Here is a 20651-nt window from a genome sequence, read left to right as displayed (position 1 = left end):
CAGTGGCTGCGCACCCCTCGAAGGGGCGGGTGCACGGATCGTTGTGTCAGAGGGCGGCTTGCTGGACCTCGGGAGCGTTGAGGAGCTCCAGGGTCCGCCGCAGGAAGGTGCTCGAGGTGTGGACGGTGTACGGGAAGTAGACGACCTCGACGCCGACCCGGGCGAAGGACTCCTCGAGGGCGAGCCCCTGGGGAGTGCCCTTCCAGTCGTCGCCCTTGAAGAAGACGTTGAAGCCGAGCTGCTTCCACATGTCGAGCTTGGTCGGAGCGGTCTCGGCGACCGCGCGGTCGACGAACTGCACGCTCTCGACGATCTCGAGCCGTTCGATCAGGGGGATGACCGGTCTCTTCCCCTTGTTCTTCTCCAGCAGTTCGTCGGAGACGACGCCTGCGATGAGGAAGTCGCACTCGCTCTTGGCGTGACGGAGCAGGTTGAGGTGGCCGACGTGGAAGAGGTCGAACGCACCGGCGGCATATCCGATCCTGATTCCCATGGGGCTTCCTTCGCTGGTGGCCGCGACCGCGGGCGTGGCTGCCGGTGCCGGGATCCCGGTGGCCGGCGGAGAGGGGCGCATCAGTAGGCACCGACGGGCTTGAGCATCACCTTGAAGGTGCGCCAGATGATGATGAGGTCACCGGTGACCGACCAGTTCTCGACGTAGTAGAGGTCGAGCCGCACGCTCTCCTCCCAGTCGAGGTCCGACCGTCCGCTGATCTGCCACAGGCCGGTGAGCCCTGGCTTGATCAGGAGCCGGCGGTGCGTGTGCTCCTCGTACCCGGAGACCTCGCTGACGAGCGGGGGTCGGGGTCCTACGAGGGACATCTCACCGCGGAGGACGTTCCAGAACTGGGGAAGCTCGTCGAGGGAGTACTTCCTGATGATCCGTCCGATCCGGGTCACCCGTGGGTCGTCGCGCAGCTTGAACAGCACACCGTTGCCCTGGTTCCGCTCCCGCAGGACCTCGAGCTCGTCCTCGGCCGTGACGACCATGGAGCGGAACTTGAACATCCTGAAGACCGCCGAGTTCTTGCCTGCCCGCTCCTGCGCGAAGAAGGCGTTTCCCGGGGTGTCCCGCCGGATGGCGATCACCAGCACGAGGAACACCGGCGCCAGGATGAGCAGTGCCGTGGCGGAGACGACGATGTCCAGGGCCCTCTTCAGGATGTGGCGCCCGCCGGTGAACTGCGGCAGTTCGACGTGCATGAGGGGCAGTCCTTCGACGGGCCGCATGGTGATGCGCGGACCGGCGACATTGGTGAGCGCCGACGCGAGCACCAGTTCGGTCGAGGACTCCTCGAGGCGCCACCCGAGTTCCCGGATGTAGGAACTGCCCTTGTGGAGATGACCGGCCACGATGACCGCATCCGCCCCCGTGTACGCCACGAAGTCCTCGATCTTCCGGAGGCCGCTGACCACAGGGACGATCCGCTCGCCCGTGTGCAGGGCCGCCGGGTTGGACCTGCCCTCGTAGACGGCGCCGACGACGGTGTACGCCGCACCGGACTTCTTGGCCAGCTGGGCGGCGACATAGCGGACGTCGGCGGGCTGACCGACGACGACGACCTTCGAGAGATAGTGGCCCAGGTGGCTCTGGTGCAGCAGCCACTGGCGCCACAACCACCGGCTCGACAGCAGGAGCGCCGTGCCCGACGGCAGGGCGAGGACGAGCAGGCTCCGGAAGTGATCGAGATCCAGGAGAGCGACGACGACGGCGGCGGCCGCGAAGGTGGCGAGGCTCGCGCGCACCACCTTCTTGTACTCACCGGCTCCGGTGCCCACGATGCGGGAGTCCCGTGTCCGGAAGAGCGACATCGCCGTCACCCATCCGGCGGCGATCGCGCCGCCGAGGAGGAGGACCTCCGTCAGCCGCCGGCTGCTGTCGTCGAGTGTCAGGACATTCACGGTCAGCAGCAGGATCCCGAGGATGAGCACGGAATCGGTGGCCATCAGCGAGACCTGGTAGCGGCGGCGCCACGCCGTGCCCGAGGTGGCGATCGACCTGGAGGCCGCTGTGGTTCTCGGGACCGTGGCGAATCTGCCGGGTGAACTCTGCATCTGCGTCATCGTGTGCCCCCTTTCGAGGATGCAGCGCCAGTGCTGCACGACGGGTTGAACTGGGGAGCCGACGACGGCTGGGGACGGACCTTGGTCTCAGAAGGTCCTGACATCGCCGGCTCCGATCGTGGATGCGACCCGGGTGCCGCTTCCGCGGCAACCGGTCTGCAAATGATTCAGGACGACGGATTCGGTGGAATGCCGTCGGCCGGAACTCGGAGGAAATATAGAGTGGGCGCCTTCCCCTGACGGGTGGCGAATGCCGCAAAATGAACGACCCATGAATGAGACCCGATTCTTCAAGAATTTCCCCAGCCCTGCCTGCGAGCTCTTGTCGAAATCCTAGAGAGAGGGGTTTATCGGCACACGAGTAGGACCTACGCGATCGGTCCGGGGTCCTTACGTAGGACTACGCGTGAACTACTCGTGAACAGTACGTAGGACACTTAGCCCCACGTGTGGTGGCGCCTCAGGACTCCCGCAGATCCTCTCGGCGGTTGACGCCGAGCTTGGCGAAGATCCGGTACAGATGGCCCTCCACCGTCCGGACCGAGACATTCTTGGCGTCCGCTATCTCACGGTTCGAATAGCCCTCGTTGACGAGTGCGACGATCGTGCGCTCCGTGGGCGTGAGACGGGACGTGGTCTCCGCGGCAGATGCCGAGACCAGCGCCGGCGGCACGGGCCCCTGCCACCGCTTGCCCAGCGTCACCAGCCGTCGCTGGATCGCACGGGCCGAACGACTCGAGCCCTGCTCCCCTGCCAGCTGCAGGGCGACGGACAGACCCGCATATTCGAAGGCCACGTCCCCGTGCGCTCCCCCCGCGGTGGCTGCGGCGACCATGGCGTCGGCGTCCTTCGTTCCGGCCGCCACCGCGAAATCGAGCAGGCCTGTGGTGCACGCGCCCTGGAAGTCCTGGAGGGCATCGGTGAGGGGGCCCACGGAATCCGTGTTCCCCAGCAGGAGCGAGAGCCGAAGTGCGGTGACCGCCCATTGCTTCATCTGGGCGGCCTCGGCCTCCGCGGCGATGCTGACCAGCTCCGCGGTGGCACCAGGGACATCTCCCAGGAGAGCCGCGGTCGCCGTCACGAAGATGCGCCCACCCACGATCATCGCCCGGGACCCCTGCTCCGGCGTCCCCTCGAACGCGTCGACGAGTGCGGCGGCGCCGGCGGTATCACCGGCGAGCGCACAGGCGTACGCCGCAAGGCCCGTCAGCAGTGTCGTCACGTGCGTGGCATCGCTTCCCCGGAGTGCCTGGAGCGCGAGGAGGAACCTGCTCCGGGCTTCCCGGTTCCGGCCCTCCCGGAGTGCGATGTGGCCGTCGATGACATCGCTCCAGCCTGCGAGATACACGATGCTGCACGGTTGGACCCGCGAGTACGCCTGCAGGACCGTCTTCGCCTCTGCCTCCTGCCCACGCCCGCACAGCGCCAGGACGTGCTGCGCAGCGGCGAACTCGCGGTATCCCAGCAGGGCTGCGCCCGCGGCGTCGATGCTGTCCAGCGCAGCCGCCGAGAAGGCACTGGCGTCGACGGGGCGGCCCATATTGCCGAGCAGTTCGGCGAGCACGATCATCGCCCCCACGTGGGCCTCGGGCGTGCCTCGGGAACCAGCGATGAGATCGCGCAGTTCGTCCTCGATACCGGCGAATCGCCCCTGCAGGACGAGGACGCGACACTCGAGGATCCTGCAGCCGAGCTGCGCCCGGGCGACCTCCTCGGCCGGAAGGCGAGCGCCCTCCTGCAGCTCTACCCGGGCGATGAGGGATCTCCAGCGGTCGACGTCCTCGCGCAGGTCCTCGTAGGAGGCCAGGGAGCTCAGCTTGAGCTCCTGGGACAGCAGCGTGGCGTCCTTCGCGAGACGCAGGTCCGTGCAGCGCCGCAGTGCGTCGTCCACGACCTCCCGTGCGTACGCCAGGTCGCCCCTGCGGGCATGCACCCGGGCGATCTCGATGAGGGCACGCCCCCTGAGTCCTGGCGCGGACACGGCGCGGGCGGTCCGGAGGGCGACGTCGGAGTCCCGGAGCCCGTTGGCGACGGTGGCGGCCTCGAGGAGCTCCCGGTCGTCGGGCGGGACACCGCAGTCCAGTCCCCAGACCACCATCCGGAGGAAACCTTCGAGGGACTGCGATCCGGGTTCGGTGGCAGCGAGCACCTTCCGGCGGATCGCCGTACTGCGTGCAGCAGGGACCTGGCTGCGGAGGACTTCGCCGTGGAGCGGGTGTTCGACCGAGACGGGGGCGCCCGGTCCGGGTCCGACGGCAATCAGGCGATCGTCTCTCAGACGGTTGAGGGCATCGGCATCCACGGATCGGACCACGGTGTCGAGGGCGATCGGTTCCGCAAGGGCGACGGTTTCCAGTGCCTCGAGGTCAGCCGCGCTGCGCAGCCGGAGCTGCGAGCGGACGAGGTCCCGGAGTCGCGGGGAGAGCATCGGCCGCTCGGTGACCTGACGCCAGACGCCGTCGTGCCGGCCGAGGTAGCCCTCGCCGGGACCCTGCTCCAGCAACGCGCGGAGGAACAGCGGATTTCCGCCCGTCGTCAGCGCGAGCGTATGCGCGGTGCCCGTCAGGACCGGCCCGCCGAGCAGCTGAGAACTCAGGGCACTCACCGCATCGGGATCCAGTGGCGCGAGGTCGAAGCGTGCCAGGAGGCCATCGGCGCCCAGACTGCGGAACTCGACGGGGGCGGTCGTGACATCGCGGCTCATGACGAGCACCTTGGCCCGCCGCGCACTGACCAGCTGGGCGAGGAGAGCACTTGAACTGCTGTCGAGTTCATGGGCGTCGTCGATCACCAGGAGGGGCGGATGCTGCGTCCGGCCCGTGCTCTCACCCGTCAGGTGCCCCAGCACCGCGCGGAGGACGGCGACGGGTGATCCCGCGTCCGCCACCGACAGCGTGTGGAGGTAGGGTGCCAGCGCCCCGAACGGGATGCTGCGCAGGGAGGGGCCTCCCGTGATGCGCAGCACCGGGGCTGTCCAGTTCAGGCGCTTCAGGACGGACCGCGCGACCGCCGTCTTCCCCATGCCGGCCGCGCCGACGATCATCACGCCGAATCCGCCCGACTCGTCGAGTGCTGCAACGATGTCCTCGACGAGCCGAGCACGGCCGACGAGGTCGATGGTCGTTCCCATGTCGGTCATTGCTGCTGTCCGAAGATGAGGGCGAGCTGCTTGCGGGTGGACAGGCCGAGCTTGGACATGACCTGGTGCACGTGGCCCTCCACCGTCCGCGGCGAGATGTGCTCCTGCTGCGCGATCTCCTTGTTCGGCACTCCCTGCGCGACCATGCGCGCGATGGCCCGCTCCCGTTCGCTCAGTACCCTCCGTCGCACATGGCGCCGGGCCGGTGTGGAGGTCTTGCGCAGGATCTGTTCCGCATGCACCCGGATCATCGGGTCATCGGTCTCGGTGAGGTGCTCGATGCTGAGTGCCGCGATGTCCCCGGCGAGGTTGTAGTTCCCGCTGTCGAGTGCGCGTCGGGCGAGTTCCTTGAGTCCGCCCGGGTCCTGTGCCACCAGCCCCTGGGCGAAGTCGCGGCTGAGCCGCGCGTACGGTCCGTCGGCGGCGGCGGCGGAGGTGGCCAGCAGATCCGCCGCTTCGTGCTGTCCGAGCTGGACGGCCTGGTTGAGGAAGAAGAGCTCGACGCCGTGGTACCCCCTGCTGCCGAGGACGAGGGCATGCTCCAGGAACTCCGTCGCGACGACATCCGGGGTCCCGAGCCAGGCTTCGGCCAGCAGCCGAAAGTACTGCACCGCCTCCCGGAGGTGCCACGGATAGCGCTGCCCGGAGAGGTCGATGGCGCGCAGGTGGTCCTCGGCGGCATCCGGGGCGTTCTCGAGGACCTGCGCATAGGCAGCGGCCGCTTCGGCGAGCGGCAGGAAGCCGTGCCTGTCCCGGGTCCGGAACTGGCTGATGGCGGGAAGCAGCTTCTCGAGGGCCTCGCTGCTCCTGCCCAGGTACGCGAGCAGGACGCCCTCGGCGAATTCCGAGCGTGACCCGCCCGCCGGGAGCACCGGCGGGAGGTCGCCGTCCGCCCCCGCCCGGTCCAGGCACTCCGTCCAGTAGCCCGCCAGGAGGAGCACCGTGTACAGGTGGGTCGAGGTGAGCTCCCGCTCGAAGGGAGCGGAGGGCGCACTCGCCGCGCGAGCGTCGACATTCCTGGCGGCGGCGACGGCTTGCTCCTGCGAGCCCATCACCGCCCGGGCGAAGCTGAGGAGGCTCCTGATCCCGGTACTCCAGCGCGTGGAATCCCTGCCCCGGGCGAGCACCGCGGGGGCGCTCGCGCATACCCGGTCGAGTTCCCCCTCGAAGACATGCACCTGCATCCGGGCCATCTCCGCCTTGCCCGTCAGGTCCGCCGTGGCCTCGGAAGCGGGCTCGGCCGCGAGACGCGCGGCGACGGCGTCGAGCAGTTCCCCGGAGTCCTTCTCCCGGCCGTTCGTGCGGGCCCTGAGCCGCGCGGCGAGAAGGCGTGCATCGACCCAGTCCTCGAGCGGGGCAGCCTCCGACAGCCCGGACGCGAGAGCGTTCTCCACGGTGACGAGTGCCTCCGCCACACGGCCGTCCATGGAGAGTTGCCGGGTGCGTTCCAGGAGTGCGGTGCAGTCGACCTGCGAAGGCGGGAGGGCGTCGAGGAAGCGCTCGGCGGCGCCGTCGATCCCTGCGTCGTTCGCGAGGCGTGCGAGCACCACGAGTTCGGCTGCGTCGAAGGAGTCACCCTCCTCGAGCGCCCACGCCGCGAGGGCCAGCCGTGCCTGCACCGGCATGCCGGGGTCGTTGCGCAGGGTGCTGACGGACCTCAACGCCGCCCTGCCGCCGGCCGAGAGCAACTGCGCGCGCACGACGTCCGCGAACACCTCGTGGGTGAGCCTCGCCAGCGGGACGCCTTCACGGTCGAGCGTGACGACGCCGTCGCTCTGCAGGGCGTCGAGCGACGTCGCGGAGACGGCGCTCAGCAGGACGGTCAGGGGGACCCGGCCGGCTGCGGCGAGGACCTCGACGATCACCCGGTCCTCCGCCGGCAGCGCAGCGAGGTTGGCGGCCGCCCAATCCGTCAGGGAGCGGCCGGAGTCCGGGCGCGGGACGTCGCGGGACACCCAGACGCCGTCGCACTGGAGCAGGTGCCCGGAGGCGACGTCGGTCTTCGTCGCGATCTGGAGGTACTTCGGGTTGCCGCCGCTGGAGGCCCACAGTTCCTGGGCGGCCGACCGTGACACGGGGGCGCCCAGGGCGGTCGTGAGCATCCCGGTCGCGTCGTCGAGCGTGAGGGGCTGGATGTCGAACCGCTCGAGGAACTCGTCCTTCCACAGATCGAAGAGCTCTGCAGGAGCGCGCAGGAGGTCCTCGCAGGTGACGAGGAGGCGAACCGCCCCGACGCGGGCCAGATGAGCGATCACCGTCGCCGAGAGTTCGTCGATCTCCTCGACACCGTCGATGTGCATGAGGGTCCGACGGTGGGCCGGGTGCTCCTCGAACATGCGCTGCAGTGCGCTGAGGACCAGCAGCGGGTTCCGGGCGGTGTCCTCGTCGAGCTCCGCGAGCAGCACGTTGAGGGCACCGTACGGGGTGGTGGCGTGGGCTGCCGACCCGCGCAGGTAGATGGTGTCGACGTTCCGCGCCAGTCCTCCGACGACCTGCTGGGCGATCATCGTCTTGCCGATGCCCGACGGACCCACGAGGACGACGCCGCGCGCGGGCTCCTCGCCGAGGACGGCACGGATCCGTGCGACGTCGGTGTCGCGACCGGCGAAGGGCCAGCGACCGTCGACCACGGTCATGGAGCACACCCGAGCGCGCCCGGTCCCGGTTCGATGACCGACGGCGCCGGCCCGGCGCCGGACCCACGTTTGCACTCCTGCATGAAGTTCCGCCCCACGACGCTTGTCCTAGCGGCCCACTTTACAGGCAGGCCGCTCCCGAACCCGTCGATCCCGGCGCGGTGATCGGCAGGGTCTGCTCAAGATTTGCGCGGCTCGTCACGATCTCTGCGCGTGGAAGCGTTGCTGTGCCGCGAGCAGACCCTCCGTGATGAGTTGCTCCACGGCGTCGGCGGCGTCGTCGAGCAGGAACGGCAGGTCCTTCTTCTCCGCCGTACCGAAATCCTTCAGCACGAAGTCGGCCGGGTCCTGACGTCCGGGCGGGCGACCGACGCCGACCCGCACGCGGTGGTAGTCCTTGGTGCCGAGGGCCTTGCTGATGTCGCGGAGTCCGTTGTGGCCGCCCTCTCCCCCGCCGAGCTTGACCTTGACGGTGTTGAAGGGGATGTCGATCTCGTCGTGGACGGCGATGACGTGGTCGGGAGCCACATGGTGGAAACGGGCGAGCGCCGAGACCGGCCCGCCCGTCGTGTTCATGTAGGTGAGCGGCTTGGCCAGCACGAGCCGCGGCCCGCCGATCCCGAGCCGTCCCTCGAGCGTGACGGCCTGCGCCTTCGATGTCGTGAACCGGCCACGGAGACGATCTGCGAGGAGATCCAGGACCATCTGTCCCACGTTGTGGCGGTTGCCGCTGTAGCCGGGCCCGGGATTCCCGAGCCCGGCTACGAGCCAGGTGTCAGTGGACACCGTGCAGTGCCTGCTTACTGCTCGTCGGCGTCGGTGATGACGGCGTCGGCGTCGGCGTCAGCCGCCGTCGCGCCTTCGGAGGTGCCCTCGGTGTCGGCGTCGGACTCAGGGGTCTCGCCGAGGTCCTGCTCGGTCTCGCCGGACAGGTTGACGATGAGGGTGTCCGCGTCCACGAGGAGGACGACACCGGAGGGCAGCACGATGTCCGAGGCGTGGACGTGCTGACCCACCGTGCGGCCTTCGATGCTGACCGTGAGCGTCTCGGGAAGGTCGGTCGCGTTGGCTTCCACGAGGACCGTGTTCGCCTCGAGGTTGGAGACGACGTCGGCGGCGGGCTCGCCCTCGACGTGGATGGCGACGTCGACCTGGACCTTTTCGCCGCGGCGGACGGTCAGGAGATCGAGGTGCTCGACGATCTGCTTGAGGGGATTGCGCTGGATGTCCTTGACGAGCGCAAGGTGGTCCTCACCGTCGATGTCCAGGGTGAGCAGGGCGTTGGCGGTGCGGACCGCGAGCGTCGTGGCCTTGGCGGGCAGCAGGACGTGGATGGGGTCGGCACCGTGGCCGTACACGACGGCGGGGATCATGTTGGCGCGGCGGGCCTGACGGGCCGCCCCCTTGCCGAACTCGGTGCGGACGTGTGCGGCGAGCTTCTGCTCGGACATGGTTTCTCCTTGGTAACGTGTGGGCGGCCGCTGATGCGGCCACGACGGGAACGTCGCCGGGGCGGGAGGAACGCGTGACGATCCGGTCCAGGAAACCGCCCTCGCTGCTGGAGGGCAGACCGGGAAACCTCGCTAGCCACCGTCGATCACGGAGTTCACCACGGATTCCCGATTCACCGGGGATCCAGGCCGCTCCCTCGCCTAGGCATCGCCGTCCATCCTACAGCACGGGGTGCCGCGTCGACGATACTGGGGTTGTCGCCCGCGTCGAAGCCGTCGCCGCCCGTCCTCACCCCAAGGATCCCTCCTGAGCACCGCACCCCTGCCGTCACCGCGCTACCGCCTCGTCACGCTCGCACTGTGCATGCTGTGGCTCCTGGGGGTCGGCTTCATCGTCTTCTCGCCCCTGCCCGTCGACCGCCATGCGGGCGATCTCCTGCGCCGGGTCCTGGCTTTCGTGCAGGGGTACGGCGTGCCCGGGTGGTTCGACTACGGGTTCGTCGAATTCACCGCGAACGCCCTGATGTTCCTCCCCCTGGGCCTGTTCTTCTTCCTCCTCGCTCCGCGCGGCTGGCGCTGGCTCGGACCGGTCGTGGCCTTCGGTCTGTCAGCGCTGATCGAGGCCGTCCAGCTGGTCGCGCTGTCACAGCGTGTCGCCAGCCCCTACGATGTGGCGGCCAATACGATCGGCGCCACTGCCGGGACACTCCTCGCGTGGACCATGCTGAGGGTTCGGCGGCACCGGCGCTGACCGCGCCTGGCGTCCGGACTGTCCGCGCCTGGCGTCCGGGCTGTCCGCGCCTGGCGTCCGGGCTGTCCGCGCCTGGCGTCCGGGCTGTCCGCGCCTGGTGTCTGGGCTGACCGCGCCTGGCGTCCGGGCTGACCGCGCCTGGCGTCCGGGCTGACCGCGCCTGGCGTCCGGGCTGTCCGCGGGTGGGCCGGCTCGTGCCGCACTGTGCCGTCAAGAACAGATCGGCCCCCCACCTCGCGGTGAAGGGCCGATCCGGTGTCCCTGCTCCCGGAATCCCGGGGGCTGCCAGGGGTGAGGGTCGGCGGCGGCTGGGGACGAAGTCCTGGTCTCAAGAGAACTCCTACGCCGCCGACCCAGCTCGTGGGCCGTGCATGGTGTCCGGATTCCCGGTGCACCGTCTCCGACGTCTACAACTCTAGGCTGCTCGTCGGGGGCGATCACGAGTAGTACGGACCCTAATCGGACCTCGGACTACCTAGATCGGTACCAGGATTACCTAGCCCTGGCAGCGGGGCTACGTGGCTCGCAGGAGTGCCTCGAGTTCGGTCGTGAGCTCCTCACGTCGGCCGATCCCCAGCTTCACGTAGATGCGGTAGAGGTGGCCCTCGACGGTCCGGGTCGACACCGTCAGGCTCCGCGCTATGTCCTTGTTGGAGAGCCCCTGCAGCGCGAGCGTGGCGATCTCACGTTCCCTCGACGTGAGCGGGGACAGGCCCTCGGGCTCGACCGGTTCCACGAGCAGGCCCCCGTCGATCAGGCCGCGGCGACGGCGCACGACGGCCGCAAGGGCGCGCTGCGACTTCGCATCCCCCGCTTCGGCATAGACCTCCATCGCCCGGCGGCAGGCGTCCGTGGCGAGCAGGTATTTCTGGAAGGATTCGGCACGGTCACCTGCCTCCGCGATGGCAGCGGCATCATGGGCGATCAGGGCCGCGGCATAGTCGTGCAGGATGGCGGCCTCCGCTCCCTCCATCGTGTCGGCTGCGCGCGCCAGCAGTCCGGCCGACTGCTCGTCGGCGAGCGCCGTCGCGAGTTCGAGGACGTCCTTCTCGCAGCAGAACCACTCGTTCCGCCGGGCCTCGGCGGCGTACTGCAGGAGCTCCGAATGCCTGGCACCCCTGCGGAGGAGCGTGTGGGCGGCGTCGTCGAAGGCCCTGCCGAGGAGTGCGTACGGGCGGCTCCCGCGCTGCTGCGTGGTAGTGAGCTCTCGAGAACACTGGTCGACGAGGTCCGCCTCCCCCAGGGCGGCAGCAGCCCAGCCGGTGACACCGAGGGCGTACGGCAGCAGAGCATCAGGATCGGACGCGCGCAGCGAGGCCAGGGCGGGGCGGAGCTTCGCCAGCCCGCTGGAGAAGTGTCCGCGGCGCACATCGGTCGCTGCGTCGAGCACGGCGAGGCTCCCACTGGTGAACGAGTAGTCACGGCCCGCCGGGGGCGCATAGGCAGCCGTCGCCTGGTCGGCCGCCTCGAACTCTCCGCTGTGCACGAGCAGGCTCACATGGCGAAGGACTGCCACCCGATGCAGGTCCGGCATGGGATGCACCTCCGACGCCGTCAGCGCGAGGGCGGCGGCACTGTGGCTCCACCCTTCCGAGCTCCGGCCGAGCGCGCCGAGTGCTTCGGCCAAAACGGCATGCCCCAGTGCCGTCACGCGCGGATTCGTGCTGGTCCCGAGAAGGGGCCGGAGGACACGGACCGTCTCGCCGAAACGCCCGGCGAGGTTCCACCCGAAAGCCTGGACGACGACGCGGCACTGCTCGCTGTCGACGAGGCCGGCAGCCGGGCCACCTCCGCTCCCCGTCCCCGGTCCGGCGTCGGAGGTCCGGCTGCCGCCCGGCGCAAGGGCAGCCAGGGCAGCGGACCAGCGCGTGACGATCGCCTCCGTCCCTGCGACGTCCTCGCCTGCTGCGAGCAGCTGCCTCACCTCGAGGACACCCGCGGCGGCGATCAGCTCGGGAGTGCCGGTCTCCTCGAGGAGCCCCCTGGACAGGTTCCGGGAATCCTCGATCCGGGACAGCTCGAGCAGGGCCGTCGCGCGGTGCGTCCGCGCGGCCGCGGCGAGGTACTCTCCCCGGATCGCGTCAGCGAACCTCAGGGCCGAGCGGGGGTCCAGCAGGGTCAGCGCAAGGGGCGCCAGGTCGAGCAGCCGATCCTCCTCGACGGGTTCGCCGCAGTCCAGGCTCCACAGGGCGTTCCTGATCCTGGCCCGGGGCGGAAGAGGCAGTCCGTGGCTGGACGACCCCAGTTCGCGGTGCATCGCGGCGCTGCGGCCCAGCGGGATGAGCGTGCGGGCGATGCGCGCGTACAGGCCGTGGGTGTGGACGGCGAAAGCCGGATCGCCGGGGAGGCTCCGGATGACGCCCTCCGTCAGCAGCGCGGACACCGCCTCCTCGCTGGTCACGCTCACGAGGTCGGCGAAGGCGACGACCTCGCCCAGGGCGAGCACCTCGAATGCCTTGCGCTGGACGTCGTCGAACTCCATCAGGATGGCGCGCACGAGGTCGGTCAGGGCGGCCGGGATGCTGAGTTCACCGTCGGCCAGGGTCCACACGCCGTCGGGCCTGGTCAGGCTCCCGTTCATCAGCGCCTCGTCGAGGATCGCCTTGAGGAACAGCGGGTTCCCGGAGGCCTCGTCGCACAGGCGGTCACTCGCCCCGCGGACGATGCCCGAGCCGAGCACCTGCTCGCACAGGTCCAGCGCTTCCGCGTAGTTCAGGGGGCCCACGTCGAACCTCTCGAGCAGGCCGTCACGGCAGAGCGAGACGAGCTCGTCGGACACCGGGGTGACGGATCGCGAGAACGCGGCGAGCCCTACGGTCCGCGACGCGACGAGCTGCGCCAGCAGGTGGCTGCTGTCGTCGTCGAGCAGGTGCGCGTCGTCCACGACGACGACGATCGAGCGGCCGTTGGCCCTGCTCCGGAAGAAGGACATCACCATGCGGAGGACGGAGAGCGGGGAACCCATGTCCTCCGGTGTCGCGTCCGTGAGGAAGGGAGCGAGCGCGCCGTACGGGATGGCTCCCAGTGCGGGGGCGGGTGATACCAGGAAGGGGACGGACTCGCCCTGCAGGTGCTTGAGGAGGTGTCGTGCCAGGGCGCTCTTGCCGGTCCCGGTGTCCCCGTAGATGAACGTCCCATAGACGTCGTCCCGCTCGAGCGCGCGCTCGATGGAGGAGAGCAGTGCACTGCGGCCGACGAGTGGAACATCCCCGGACAGTGCGGAGAACATCAGAGGCCGCTCTCCGCGGGGACGAGTTCTGCGAGTTCCGCCCGCGTGCTGACGCTGAGCTTCGAGTACACCTGGTACAGGTGGCCCTCGACCGTCCGGACGGAGACCACCAGCTTCTGGGCGATCGCCCGGTTGCTCCTGCCCGCCGCCGCCAGTGCCGCGACCTCACGCTCGCGGGCGGTGAGGGAGTCGAGGTCGACACCGCCGGCGTCGGCCTGGGGCGCGTCGGGCAGCAGCTCCCTCAGCCGCCGCTGGATGACGCGCAGTCCCGTCCTGTCCTGGTTCCGGGTCGTGGCGTTGATACCGGACTGCGCGATGTCCGCCACGAGCCGGTAGTCGTCCGACGCGGCCGCGCACTCCATCGCCTCGATGAGCAACCCGACGTCGGAGTCCAGGAGTGCCCGCGAGTACAGGGAGCACGTTCGCGCCAGCGGTCCACGCACCGTGGCGGCGAGTGCGCCGAGGTCGGCCACAGCTTCCTGGCGGCCGAGGCGCACGGCAGCGGCCAGGCTCACGAGGGCCCAGACGCGCGCGCCCTCCTGCAGGTCGCTCGAGGCTCGATCCTGCAGTCGGCGGGCGGCTTCCCCGCGATTCTCCGTGCGCGCCGATGCCAGGAGCTGGTAGTGGCGGGCAGCACGACGCACCGCCCATGAACTGCCCCGGCCCGGCTCGGACAGGGGCAGGTGCGCGATGACCTGCTCCAGTGGTCCGGCGAGCGCATGGCTGAACGTGAGCGTTGCTGCCGCAAGCGGCAGGATCCCGTGCGGATCCGCGATGCGCAGCTGCTCGACCACCGGTTCGAGGGCGCGGCCGGCATCGCGCGCGCGGCCGAGGGCGATCATCGTCAGGCCTTCGAAGAGCTGGGCGAGTGACCCGCTCCTGAACGACCACCGGGCGTTCGAGTGCCTGATCGACCCGAGGAGCCGTGCCGTGTCGCTCCAGCCACCGGTCATGAGGAGGGCGACCTCGACGCGGAGCAGCGCGGCGTCCGCGACCCCGTAGGGTACGTCGGGATGCACGAGGAGGCGTGCCAGCGATCGCGCCAAGTCGTGGCTCAGCGACCGGTCGTCCACGACGACCTGCGCCTCGAGGAGCAGTGACTGGACCTCGACCTGGAACTCGAGTTCCTCGCGACCCGCGGACGCTGCGAGGTCGGTGTCGACGACACCCGCCAGGCTTCCGAGGTTGTCGCTGTACCGCCCGGAGAACGAAGCCAGCGCAGCACGCTCGGCGAACAGCCGGCGCTCGAGCCGCGCCAGCTCCGCCACAGCTCCGTCGTCTCCTGCTTCCAGCGCCTGCTGCTGCCAGGCGGCCACCCGCTCCGAGGCCTCGGCGATCGGTTCCGGGGCGTCGACGACCGGCCGAAGGCGCCGCATCCTGGACTCCGCGATCCTGGACAGCGTCCACGTGGTGCGATCCAGCCGGTCCTCCCGGTCGGCGAGGGCCGACAGGTGGAGCGTCGCAGTCCTGAGGGATCCCTGGCCGAGCGCTGCCCGGACGGCCTGGTACACCAGGCGGTCCGAGTCGGGGAGATCCAGCGCGGCGAGGAGCTCTGCCGCGCGGGAATAGCGGCCGTCGTCGTTCAGGGCAGCCGCAGCGGCCACCGCCTGGTCCTCGCTGACCGGGTGCGCGGCGCGCATCAACCAAGCCACCAGGCGGGCCGGGTCGGCGGCGAGCTGACGGGGCGCTGCCCGGAGTCCCTGGAGATGCTGGTAGAGGTCGCTCGCCTCGGAGGCGCCGACGGCTTCGGCCACGGCTGCCGACAATCCGGGCGTCGCGAGGCGGGCACGCGGCTCCACCCCGGTGTCGATGACGAGGATGCCGGCATCCTGCAGCGCGTCGAGGTCGGCGGAGTCGGTACCCCGTGCGAGGTCGGACCAGTCGAGCGTCCCTGCGAGGGCCACGAGGTTCACCACGCTCCGCTGATTGGGCGCGAGCTGGAGCAGCAGTGGCGAGTGGGCGACGAGGTCCTGGCCCACCGGCCGGCCCGGCAGGAGCACCCACGCCGCACCGCGCCGTGCGAGCGTCCCGCGTTGCACATAGCCCCTCAGGGCGGCACGCGTCGCCGGGAGGTTGCCTCCGCCGACAGCCCAGAGGGCCTCGAGGCCCTCCCTGCTGACGGGGGCGTCGAGCTCGGACTCGACGAAGAGCCGGGTCTCCTCGAAGGTGAAGGGGGCGAGGTCCAGTCGCCGCAGCGAGGCAGTGCGCCACATCGTCATGAAGACGGGATCCGCCTGCGCGAAGTCGGTCACCGTCAGGACCACGGAGGCCACGTTCGCCGCGACGAGCTGTCCGATCAGCGTCGAGGACGATCTGTCCAGGTGCTCGGCGTTGTCGACGGCGAAGACCACCCGGCGACCGCCCGCCTCCGCGCGGAGGTACGTCGATACCGCAGTGAACACGAGCGCCGGGTGGGTGACCGTGCCGGGCAGCTCCGACAGCAGGAAGCTCAGCGCCCGGAAGGGGGAGGATGTGGCAGAGCGGAGCCCGCGGACCCGGACGAGGTAGTTCTCGGCGAGGGAGCGCTGCACGTGATGCAGCAGGGCTGTCTTGCCGATGCCGGCGGCCCCTACCACCACTGCCCCTGCCGAACCCGGCTGCCGCACGGCCCGCAGGATGCTCGCGGTCTCTCCGGCGCGGCCGATGAAGGCCGTGTGCGCTGCCGCCTGGCCCGACCGGGCGGTTCCCGGCAGGAGCGGCGACGCGACAGGCGGGACGGGACGGGATTCGACGAGACTGTGAGACCGCATTGAGGACCTACTTCTTCCCAGCTTTTGAACAGGTGTCTGAAGGTCAGCCTAGGAAGGGAAGGGGGACGCGGCACGAGTGGCCGCTACGGATTCACGGGGGCTTCTACTTGAATTTCGTACCTGCGGTGCGGGTTCACTACTCGCTTTCCCCTGCACGAGTACTCGGGGAACCGGAGTGACCGTGCGGGTGTTCCGCTCTCCCGCGGGCCCCGCCGAACGCGTAGCGGGACCCGGGTATCAGGGCCCGGGCGAACCGGTTAGGCATTCCCGTCGAACAGGCTCGTCACCGATCCGTCGTCGAACACCTCGCGTATGGCACGAGCGATCAGCGGGGCGATCGAGAGGACCGTCAGTTGCGGGAAACGCTTTTCCGATGGTATCGGCAGGGTGTTCGTCACCACAACTTCGCGTGCGCCGGACTCCGACAGGCGCCGTGCCGCCGGGTCGGAGAAGACCGCGTGCGTCGCGGCGATGATGACGTCCTTGGCGCCGGCGTTCTTCAGGACCTGGACGGCACCCGAGATCGTCCCGCCCGTGTCGATCATGTCGTCGATGAGCACACAGGTGCGCCCCTCGACCTGTCCGACGACCTGCTTGGAGACCGCCTGGTTCGGCACCGTGAGGTCGCGGCTCTTGTGGACGAAGGCCAGTGGCGCGCCGCCGAGCCGCTCGGCCCACTGCTCGGCGACACGGACGCGCCCCGTGTCCGGCGAGACGACCGTGACGTTGTCCGCGTCGACCCGCGTACGGATGTAGTCCGCGAGGAGGGGGATGGCCATGAGGTGGTCCACGGGCCCGTCGAAGAATCCCTGGATCTGGGAGGTGTGGAGGTCCACCGACATCAGGCGGTTGGCGCCGGCCGTCTTGTAGAGGTCGGCGACGAGGCGGGCGGAGATGGGCTCGCGGCCGCGGCCCTTCTTGTCCTGGCGCGCGTAGGGGTAGAACGGGGAGACGACGGTGATGCGCTTCGCCGACGCCCTCTTCAGGGAGTCGACCATGATGAGCTGCTCCATGAGCCAGTTGTTGAGGGGAGCCGGGTGCGCCTGGATGACGAAGACGTCGGTACCGCGGACGCTCTCACCCGACCGCACGTAGATCTCGCCGTTCGCGAAATCGTACGCCGACACCGGGAGGAGCTCGGTGCCGAGCCATGACGCGATCTCCTCCGCCAGCTCGGGGTGTGCACGCCCTGATGCCAGGACCAGTTTCTTCTCGCCGCGTGCCGTGATCTCGCTCATGCCTGACCGCTTTCCTGTGGTTCGTGTGCGTCTGGTGTGGGGGTCCGCGACGTGGTGGAGCCCGCTGCCTCCGCCGCCGCCGTGCCGGGGCGCTTCGCTGCGGTCCAACCCTCGATGTTGCGCTGTGGGGCGATGCTCAGTCCGAGGGCTCCGGCCGGTATGTCCTTCCGGACGACCGCCCCGGCGCCCGTGTAGGCGCCGTCGCCCACCGTGACGGGGGCGACGAAGACGGTGTTGGAACTCGTCCGGACGTGGGATCCGATGACGGTCCGATGCTTGTCCACGCCGTCGTAGTTCGCCGTGATGTTGCCGCAGCCGATATTCGTGTACTCGCCGATCTCGGCATCACCGGCGTAGCCGAGATGGGACAGCTTGGAGCCCCGGCCCACCGTGACGTTCTTGGTCTCGTAGAACGCGCCGATCTTGCCGTCCTCGCCGAGGACGGTCCCGGGCCGCAGGTAGGTGAAGGGGCCGACGCTCGCTCCCGCTCCGATCCGCGAGCCGCTGCCGTGGGTCCGGACGACGTGGGCACCCTCCCCCACGACCACATCCGTCAGCGTGGTGTCGGGCCCGATGACGGCGTCGCGTGCGATGACGGTGGCGCCGTGCAGTTGGGTCCCGGGGAGCACGGTGACGTCCTCGTCGAGTTCGACCGCCGTGTCGATCCAGGTGGTGGCCGGGTCGAGGATGCTGACGCCGGCACGCATCCACCGCTCGAGCGTCCTTCGGTTGAGCTCGGCCCCGAGGTGGGCGAGCTGCACGCGGTCGTTGGCGCCCTCGACCTGCCAGCGGTCCTGCACGAGGAGGCCGGCGACGCGTCCGCCGTCGGCGCGGGCGACGCCGAGGACGTCCGTCAGGTAGAGCTCGCCCTGGGCGTTGCTCGCATCGATCCGACCCAGCGCGGTCCTCAGCACGGCGGCATCGAAGGCATAGATGCCGGAGTTGACCTCGCGGATCGACCGCTGGGCGTCGTCGGCGTCCTTGTGCTCCACGATCCCGAGCACGGAGCCGTCCTCGGCACGGACGATGCGTCCGTACCCCGTGGCGTCGTCGAGCTCGGCGGTGAGGACCGTGACGGCGTTCCCGCCCTGTGTGTGGGCGCCGATCAGATCCCGCAGGGTGGACGCCTCCAGCAGCGGCACGTCCCCGTAGGTGACGACGACGGTGCCCTCGATGGTTCCCCTGCTCGCGTCGAGCGCCTCGAGCGCCACCTGTACCGCGCGTCCGGTACCGGGGACCTCGTCCTGGTCGACGAGTAGGGCTGCGGGATCGATGGCGGCGACGTGACCTGCGACGAGGTCGCGTTCGTGGCGCACCACGACGGCCAGTTCGCGTGGAGCAAGGCCTCTGACCGCGGCGAGGGCGTGTCCCACCATCGAGCGCCCGCCGAGGGTGTGGAGGATCTTCGGCGTGCGCGATCTCATGCGCGTTCCCGCCCCGGCCGCCAGGACGATGACCGCCGCCGGTTGGTTCAGGATGTCCTGGGACGTCACGGGGGTTCCTTCGTTCTGGTGGCTCACGAAGCGGGCACTCCTACCTGTGGTCTCGTGGCCGGCGCCGCGTCCCCTCGGGGAACGCCGTGCCGGGGCTTGCGCCGTTCCGCCCATAGGATTCGAACCTATACTCCACAGCTCCAAAGGCTGGGGTGCTGCCGTTACACCAGGGCGGACCGTGCGGAGGTGACACCTCCGGGGAGGGGCACCTGCGCACGGTTATCTAGTTTGCCATGCTCCCGGGACGTGGGCGACTCCCCTCGGCCCGCACCGGGGCCGACACGGAGGCCGGATCGACCGCTTCTCGAAGACCTCCGCCCTCGGGTCACAAGGGATTGCAAGCTTTTGCGAAGGATGCGGAATTTCTTGCAAGGACCGGCGCCGAACGGTAGGGGCCGCGGTGCGCGGGTTATAGCCTCGCTGCACTGGCCCGCGGAGTGCGGGTAGGTCTCACCAGAAAGAACCGCATGAACTCCTCCTCCATGCTGCGCGCCGTCGCCGCGCGCACCGCGGCCGGCGCAGCCATCGCCGCTATCGCCGCATCCGTCCTCGCTCTTCCCGCGCACGCCGCCCCGGCGACGGTCCTCGCCGACGGTGCCGCCCTGGTCGGCACCGTCCAGCCGGACGGGAGCTTCACGGCGACCGTCGACGCCCCGGCCGGCTCCACCGTCAAGTTCAAGCTCGACGGAACCTACCTCGGCCAGGACAGGACCGCGCCCTACTCCTGGCCCGTGACCACGGGAGCCGGAAAGCATAAGCTCAATGCCCGGTGGGAGACACCCGCCGGACGACAGGAGGCCACCGTGTCCTTCTCCGTCGCGGCCGCAGCCCTGCCCGTGAAGCCCGCGAAGCCCGTCGTGTCGACGCCCGCCCCGAAGCCCGCGACGCGCGCCCCGAAGCCCGCGACGCCCGCTCCGAAGCCCGCGGCGCCCGCTCCGAATCCGGTGCCTGCCGCTCCGGCCAACGTCGTGCAGGTCTCGACCGCAGCCGCCCTCAAGTCCGCCCTCGCGTCCGCGCGACCCGGCCAGGTCATCGAACTGCGCGACGGACGCTACATCGGCGCCTTCACGGCGTCGGCCTCGGGTACGGCGGCGGCCCCGATCACGCTGCGCGGATCGCGCAACGCGGTCCTCTCCACGGGTTCGACGGCGTCCGGCTACGGCCTGCACGTCACCGGCTCGAACTGGCGCATCACCGGCATCTCGGTCGCGTCCTCGGCGAAGGGCATCGTCCTCGACGGCTCGAAGAACACGGTCATCAGTGGGGTCGACGTCGGCACCATCGGCGCCGAAGCAGTGCACTTCCGGTCCGGCAGCGCCGACGGCGCGATCGTCGACTCCTTCATCCACGACACGGGCCTGAAGCAGCCCGAGTACGGCGAGGGCGTCTACCTGGGCAGCGCCAAGAGCAACTGGACCGCCGGCGCTCCCGACCGGTCGGACCGCATCACGGTGCGCGGCAACCGCATCACCAACACCTCCGCCGAGGGCGTCGACATCAAGGAGGGGACCACGGGTGGCGTGATCGCCGGCAACGTGTTCACCAACTCCGGCATGTCCGGCGCGAACTACGCGGACTCCTGGATCGACGTGAAGGGCAACGGATACCGCATCGAGGGCAACTCCGGCCTCGGTACCAGGCTCGACGCGTTCCAGGTGCACTCGGTCCTCGCGGGCTGGGGCACGGGCAACGTCTTCAGGGGCAACACCGTGCAGGGTGGCGTGCCGGGCTACGAGGTCTGGGTCCAGTCGGCGTCACTGAACACCACGATCGCGTGCGCGTCGAGCGGTGCGGCCCGCGGGCTGAGCAACATCGCCTGCCGCTAGCAGCGCGGCGGAAAGAAAAAAGAAAGGTGGGGGCTCCCCCCCCCACCCCCTCCAGTTCCCCCCCCGCTCCCCCC

12 protein-coding genes and 1 tRNA gene are annotated in these 20651 nt (G+C 69.9%); 2 read left to right on the top strand and 11 right to left on the bottom strand.

Features of this window, described 5'->3' with window-relative positions; all coding sequences use genetic code 11:
- Positions 1-46: 46 nt before the first annotated feature.
- The 6 genes from ACX80U_RS16850 to ACX80U_RS16825 all read right to left on the bottom strand — a co-directional run bounded on the left by ACX80U_RS16850 (position 47) and on the right by ACX80U_RS16825 (position 9290).
- Complete coding sequence (locus tag ACX80U_RS16850) at positions 47-493, bottom strand: adenylyltransferase/cytidyltransferase family protein (protein ID WP_133082048.1); 447 nt, start codon at positions 491-493, stop codon at positions 47-49.
- 80 nt (positions 494-573) lie between these two features.
- Entirely contained in the window at positions 574-2064 is a 1491-nt protein-coding gene (locus ACX80U_RS16845; protein WP_459269251.1) for a sugar transferase, read from the bottom strand.
- 460 nt (positions 2065-2524) lie between these two features.
- Positions 2525-5194, bottom strand: a complete 2670-nt coding sequence (locus tag ACX80U_RS16840) for a helix-turn-helix transcriptional regulator (RefSeq protein WP_459269250.1) — start codon at positions 5192-5194, stop codon at positions 2525-2527.
- 5 nt (positions 5195-5199) lie between these two features.
- Positions 5200-7839, bottom strand: a complete 2640-nt coding sequence (locus tag ACX80U_RS16835; protein ID WP_459269249.1) for a LuxR C-terminal-related transcriptional regulator — start codon at positions 7837-7839, stop codon at positions 5200-5202.
- Between the two features lie 198 nt (positions 7840-8037).
- Positions 8038-8625 (bottom strand): aminoacyl-tRNA hydrolase, encoded by a 588-nt coding sequence (gene pth / locus ACX80U_RS16830; protein WP_459269248.1) that lies wholly within the window; start codon positions 8623-8625, stop codon positions 8038-8040.
- Positions 8626-8639: 14 nt separating this feature from the next.
- On the bottom strand, positions 8640-9290 hold the full coding sequence (locus ACX80U_RS16825; RefSeq protein ID WP_133082043.1) for a 50S ribosomal protein L25/general stress protein Ctc: 651 nt from the start codon (positions 9288-9290) through the stop codon (positions 8640-8642).
- Positions 9291-9654: 364 nt separating this feature from the next.
- On the opposite strand from ACX80U_RS16825, the gene ACX80U_RS16820 reads away from it, so the two are divergent.
- Positions 9655-10041 (top strand): VanZ family protein, encoded by a 387-nt coding sequence (locus ACX80U_RS16820; RefSeq protein WP_133082042.1) that lies wholly within the window; start codon positions 9655-9657, stop codon positions 10039-10041.
- A 514-nt stretch (positions 10042-10555) separates the two neighbouring features.
- Here ACX80U_RS16820 and ACX80U_RS16815 read toward each other — a convergent pair.
- The 5 genes from ACX80U_RS16815 to ACX80U_RS16795 form a co-directional block, all read right to left on the bottom strand.
- A complete protein-coding gene (locus tag ACX80U_RS16815) occupies positions 10556-13270 on the bottom strand; it encodes a helix-turn-helix transcriptional regulator (RefSeq protein WP_459269247.1) in 2715 nt (904 codons plus the stop codon).
- Entirely contained in the window at positions 13270-16020 is a 2751-nt protein-coding gene (locus ACX80U_RS16810; protein ID WP_459269246.1) for a LuxR C-terminal-related transcriptional regulator, read from the bottom strand. The genes ACX80U_RS16815 and ACX80U_RS16810 overlap by 1 nt, the downstream gene beginning before the upstream one ends.
- Before the next feature lie 257 nt (positions 16021-16277).
- Positions 16278-17258: a ribose-phosphate diphosphokinase gene (locus ACX80U_RS16805; RefSeq protein ID WP_133082039.1), complete on the bottom strand. Its 981-nt coding sequence runs from the start codon at positions 17256-17258 to the stop codon at positions 16278-16280.
- Entirely contained in the window at positions 17255-18682 is a 1428-nt protein-coding gene (gene glmU, locus ACX80U_RS16800) for a bifunctional UDP-N-acetylglucosamine diphosphorylase/glucosamine-1-phosphate N-acetyltransferase GlmU (RefSeq protein WP_459269285.1), read from the bottom strand. The genes ACX80U_RS16805 and glmU overlap by 4 nt, the downstream gene beginning before the upstream one ends.
- Before the next feature lie 173 nt (positions 18683-18855).
- Positions 18856-18927 (bottom strand) — tRNA-Gln (locus ACX80U_RS16795).
- Positions 18928-19218: 291 nt separating this feature from the next.
- On the opposite strand from ACX80U_RS16795, the gene ACX80U_RS16790 reads away from it, so the two are divergent.
- Entirely contained in the window at positions 19219-20577 is a 1359-nt protein-coding gene (locus ACX80U_RS16790; RefSeq protein WP_459269245.1) for a right-handed parallel beta-helix repeat-containing protein, read from the top strand.
- Positions 20578-20651 lie beyond the last annotated feature (74 nt).

The sequence above is a fragment of the Arthrobacter sp. TmT3-37 genome, assembly GCF_054510835.1.
This window is presented reverse-complemented; position numbering and strand designations above follow the sequence as displayed.

Coding starts and splice junctions, on each gene's coding strand:
- ACX80U_RS16810 (WP_459269246.1), bottom strand. CDS start 16,020: ATGCGGTCTCACAGTCTCGTCGAATCCCGTCCCGTCCCGCCTGTCGCG.
- glmU (WP_459269285.1), bottom strand. CDS start 18,682: ATGAGATCGCGCACGCCGAAGATCCTCCACACCCTCGGCGGGCGCTCG.
- ACX80U_RS16805 (WP_133082039.1), bottom strand. CDS start 17,258: ATGAGCGAGATCACGGCACGCGGCGAGAAGAAACTGGTCCTGGCATCA.
- ACX80U_RS16815 (WP_459269247.1), bottom strand. CDS start 13,270: ATGTTCTCCGCACTGTCCGGGGATGTTCCACTCGTCGGCCGCAGTGCA.
- ACX80U_RS16850 (WP_133082048.1), bottom strand. CDS start 493: ATGGGAATCAGGATCGGATATGCCGCCGGTGCGTTCGACCTCTTCCAC.
- ACX80U_RS16790 (WP_459269245.1), top strand. CDS start 19,219: ATGAACTCCTCCTCCATGCTGCGCGCCGTCGCCGCGCGCACCGCGGCC.
- ACX80U_RS16835 (WP_459269249.1), bottom strand. CDS start 7,839: ATGACCGTGGTCGACGGTCGCTGGCCCTTCGCCGGTCGCGACACCGAC.
- ACX80U_RS16845 (WP_459269251.1), bottom strand. CDS start 2,064: ATGACGCAGATGCAGAGTTCACCCGGCAGATTCGCCACGGTCCCGAGA.
- ACX80U_RS16840 (WP_459269250.1), bottom strand. CDS start 5,194: ATGGGAACGACCATCGACCTCGTCGGCCGTGCTCGGCTCGTCGAGGAC.
- ACX80U_RS16820 (WP_133082042.1), top strand. CDS start 9,655: ATGCTGTGGCTCCTGGGGGTCGGCTTCATCGTCTTCTCGCCCCTGCCC.
- ACX80U_RS16825 (WP_133082043.1), bottom strand. CDS start 9,290: ATGTCCGAGCAGAAGCTCGCCGCACACGTCCGCACCGAGTTCGGCAAG.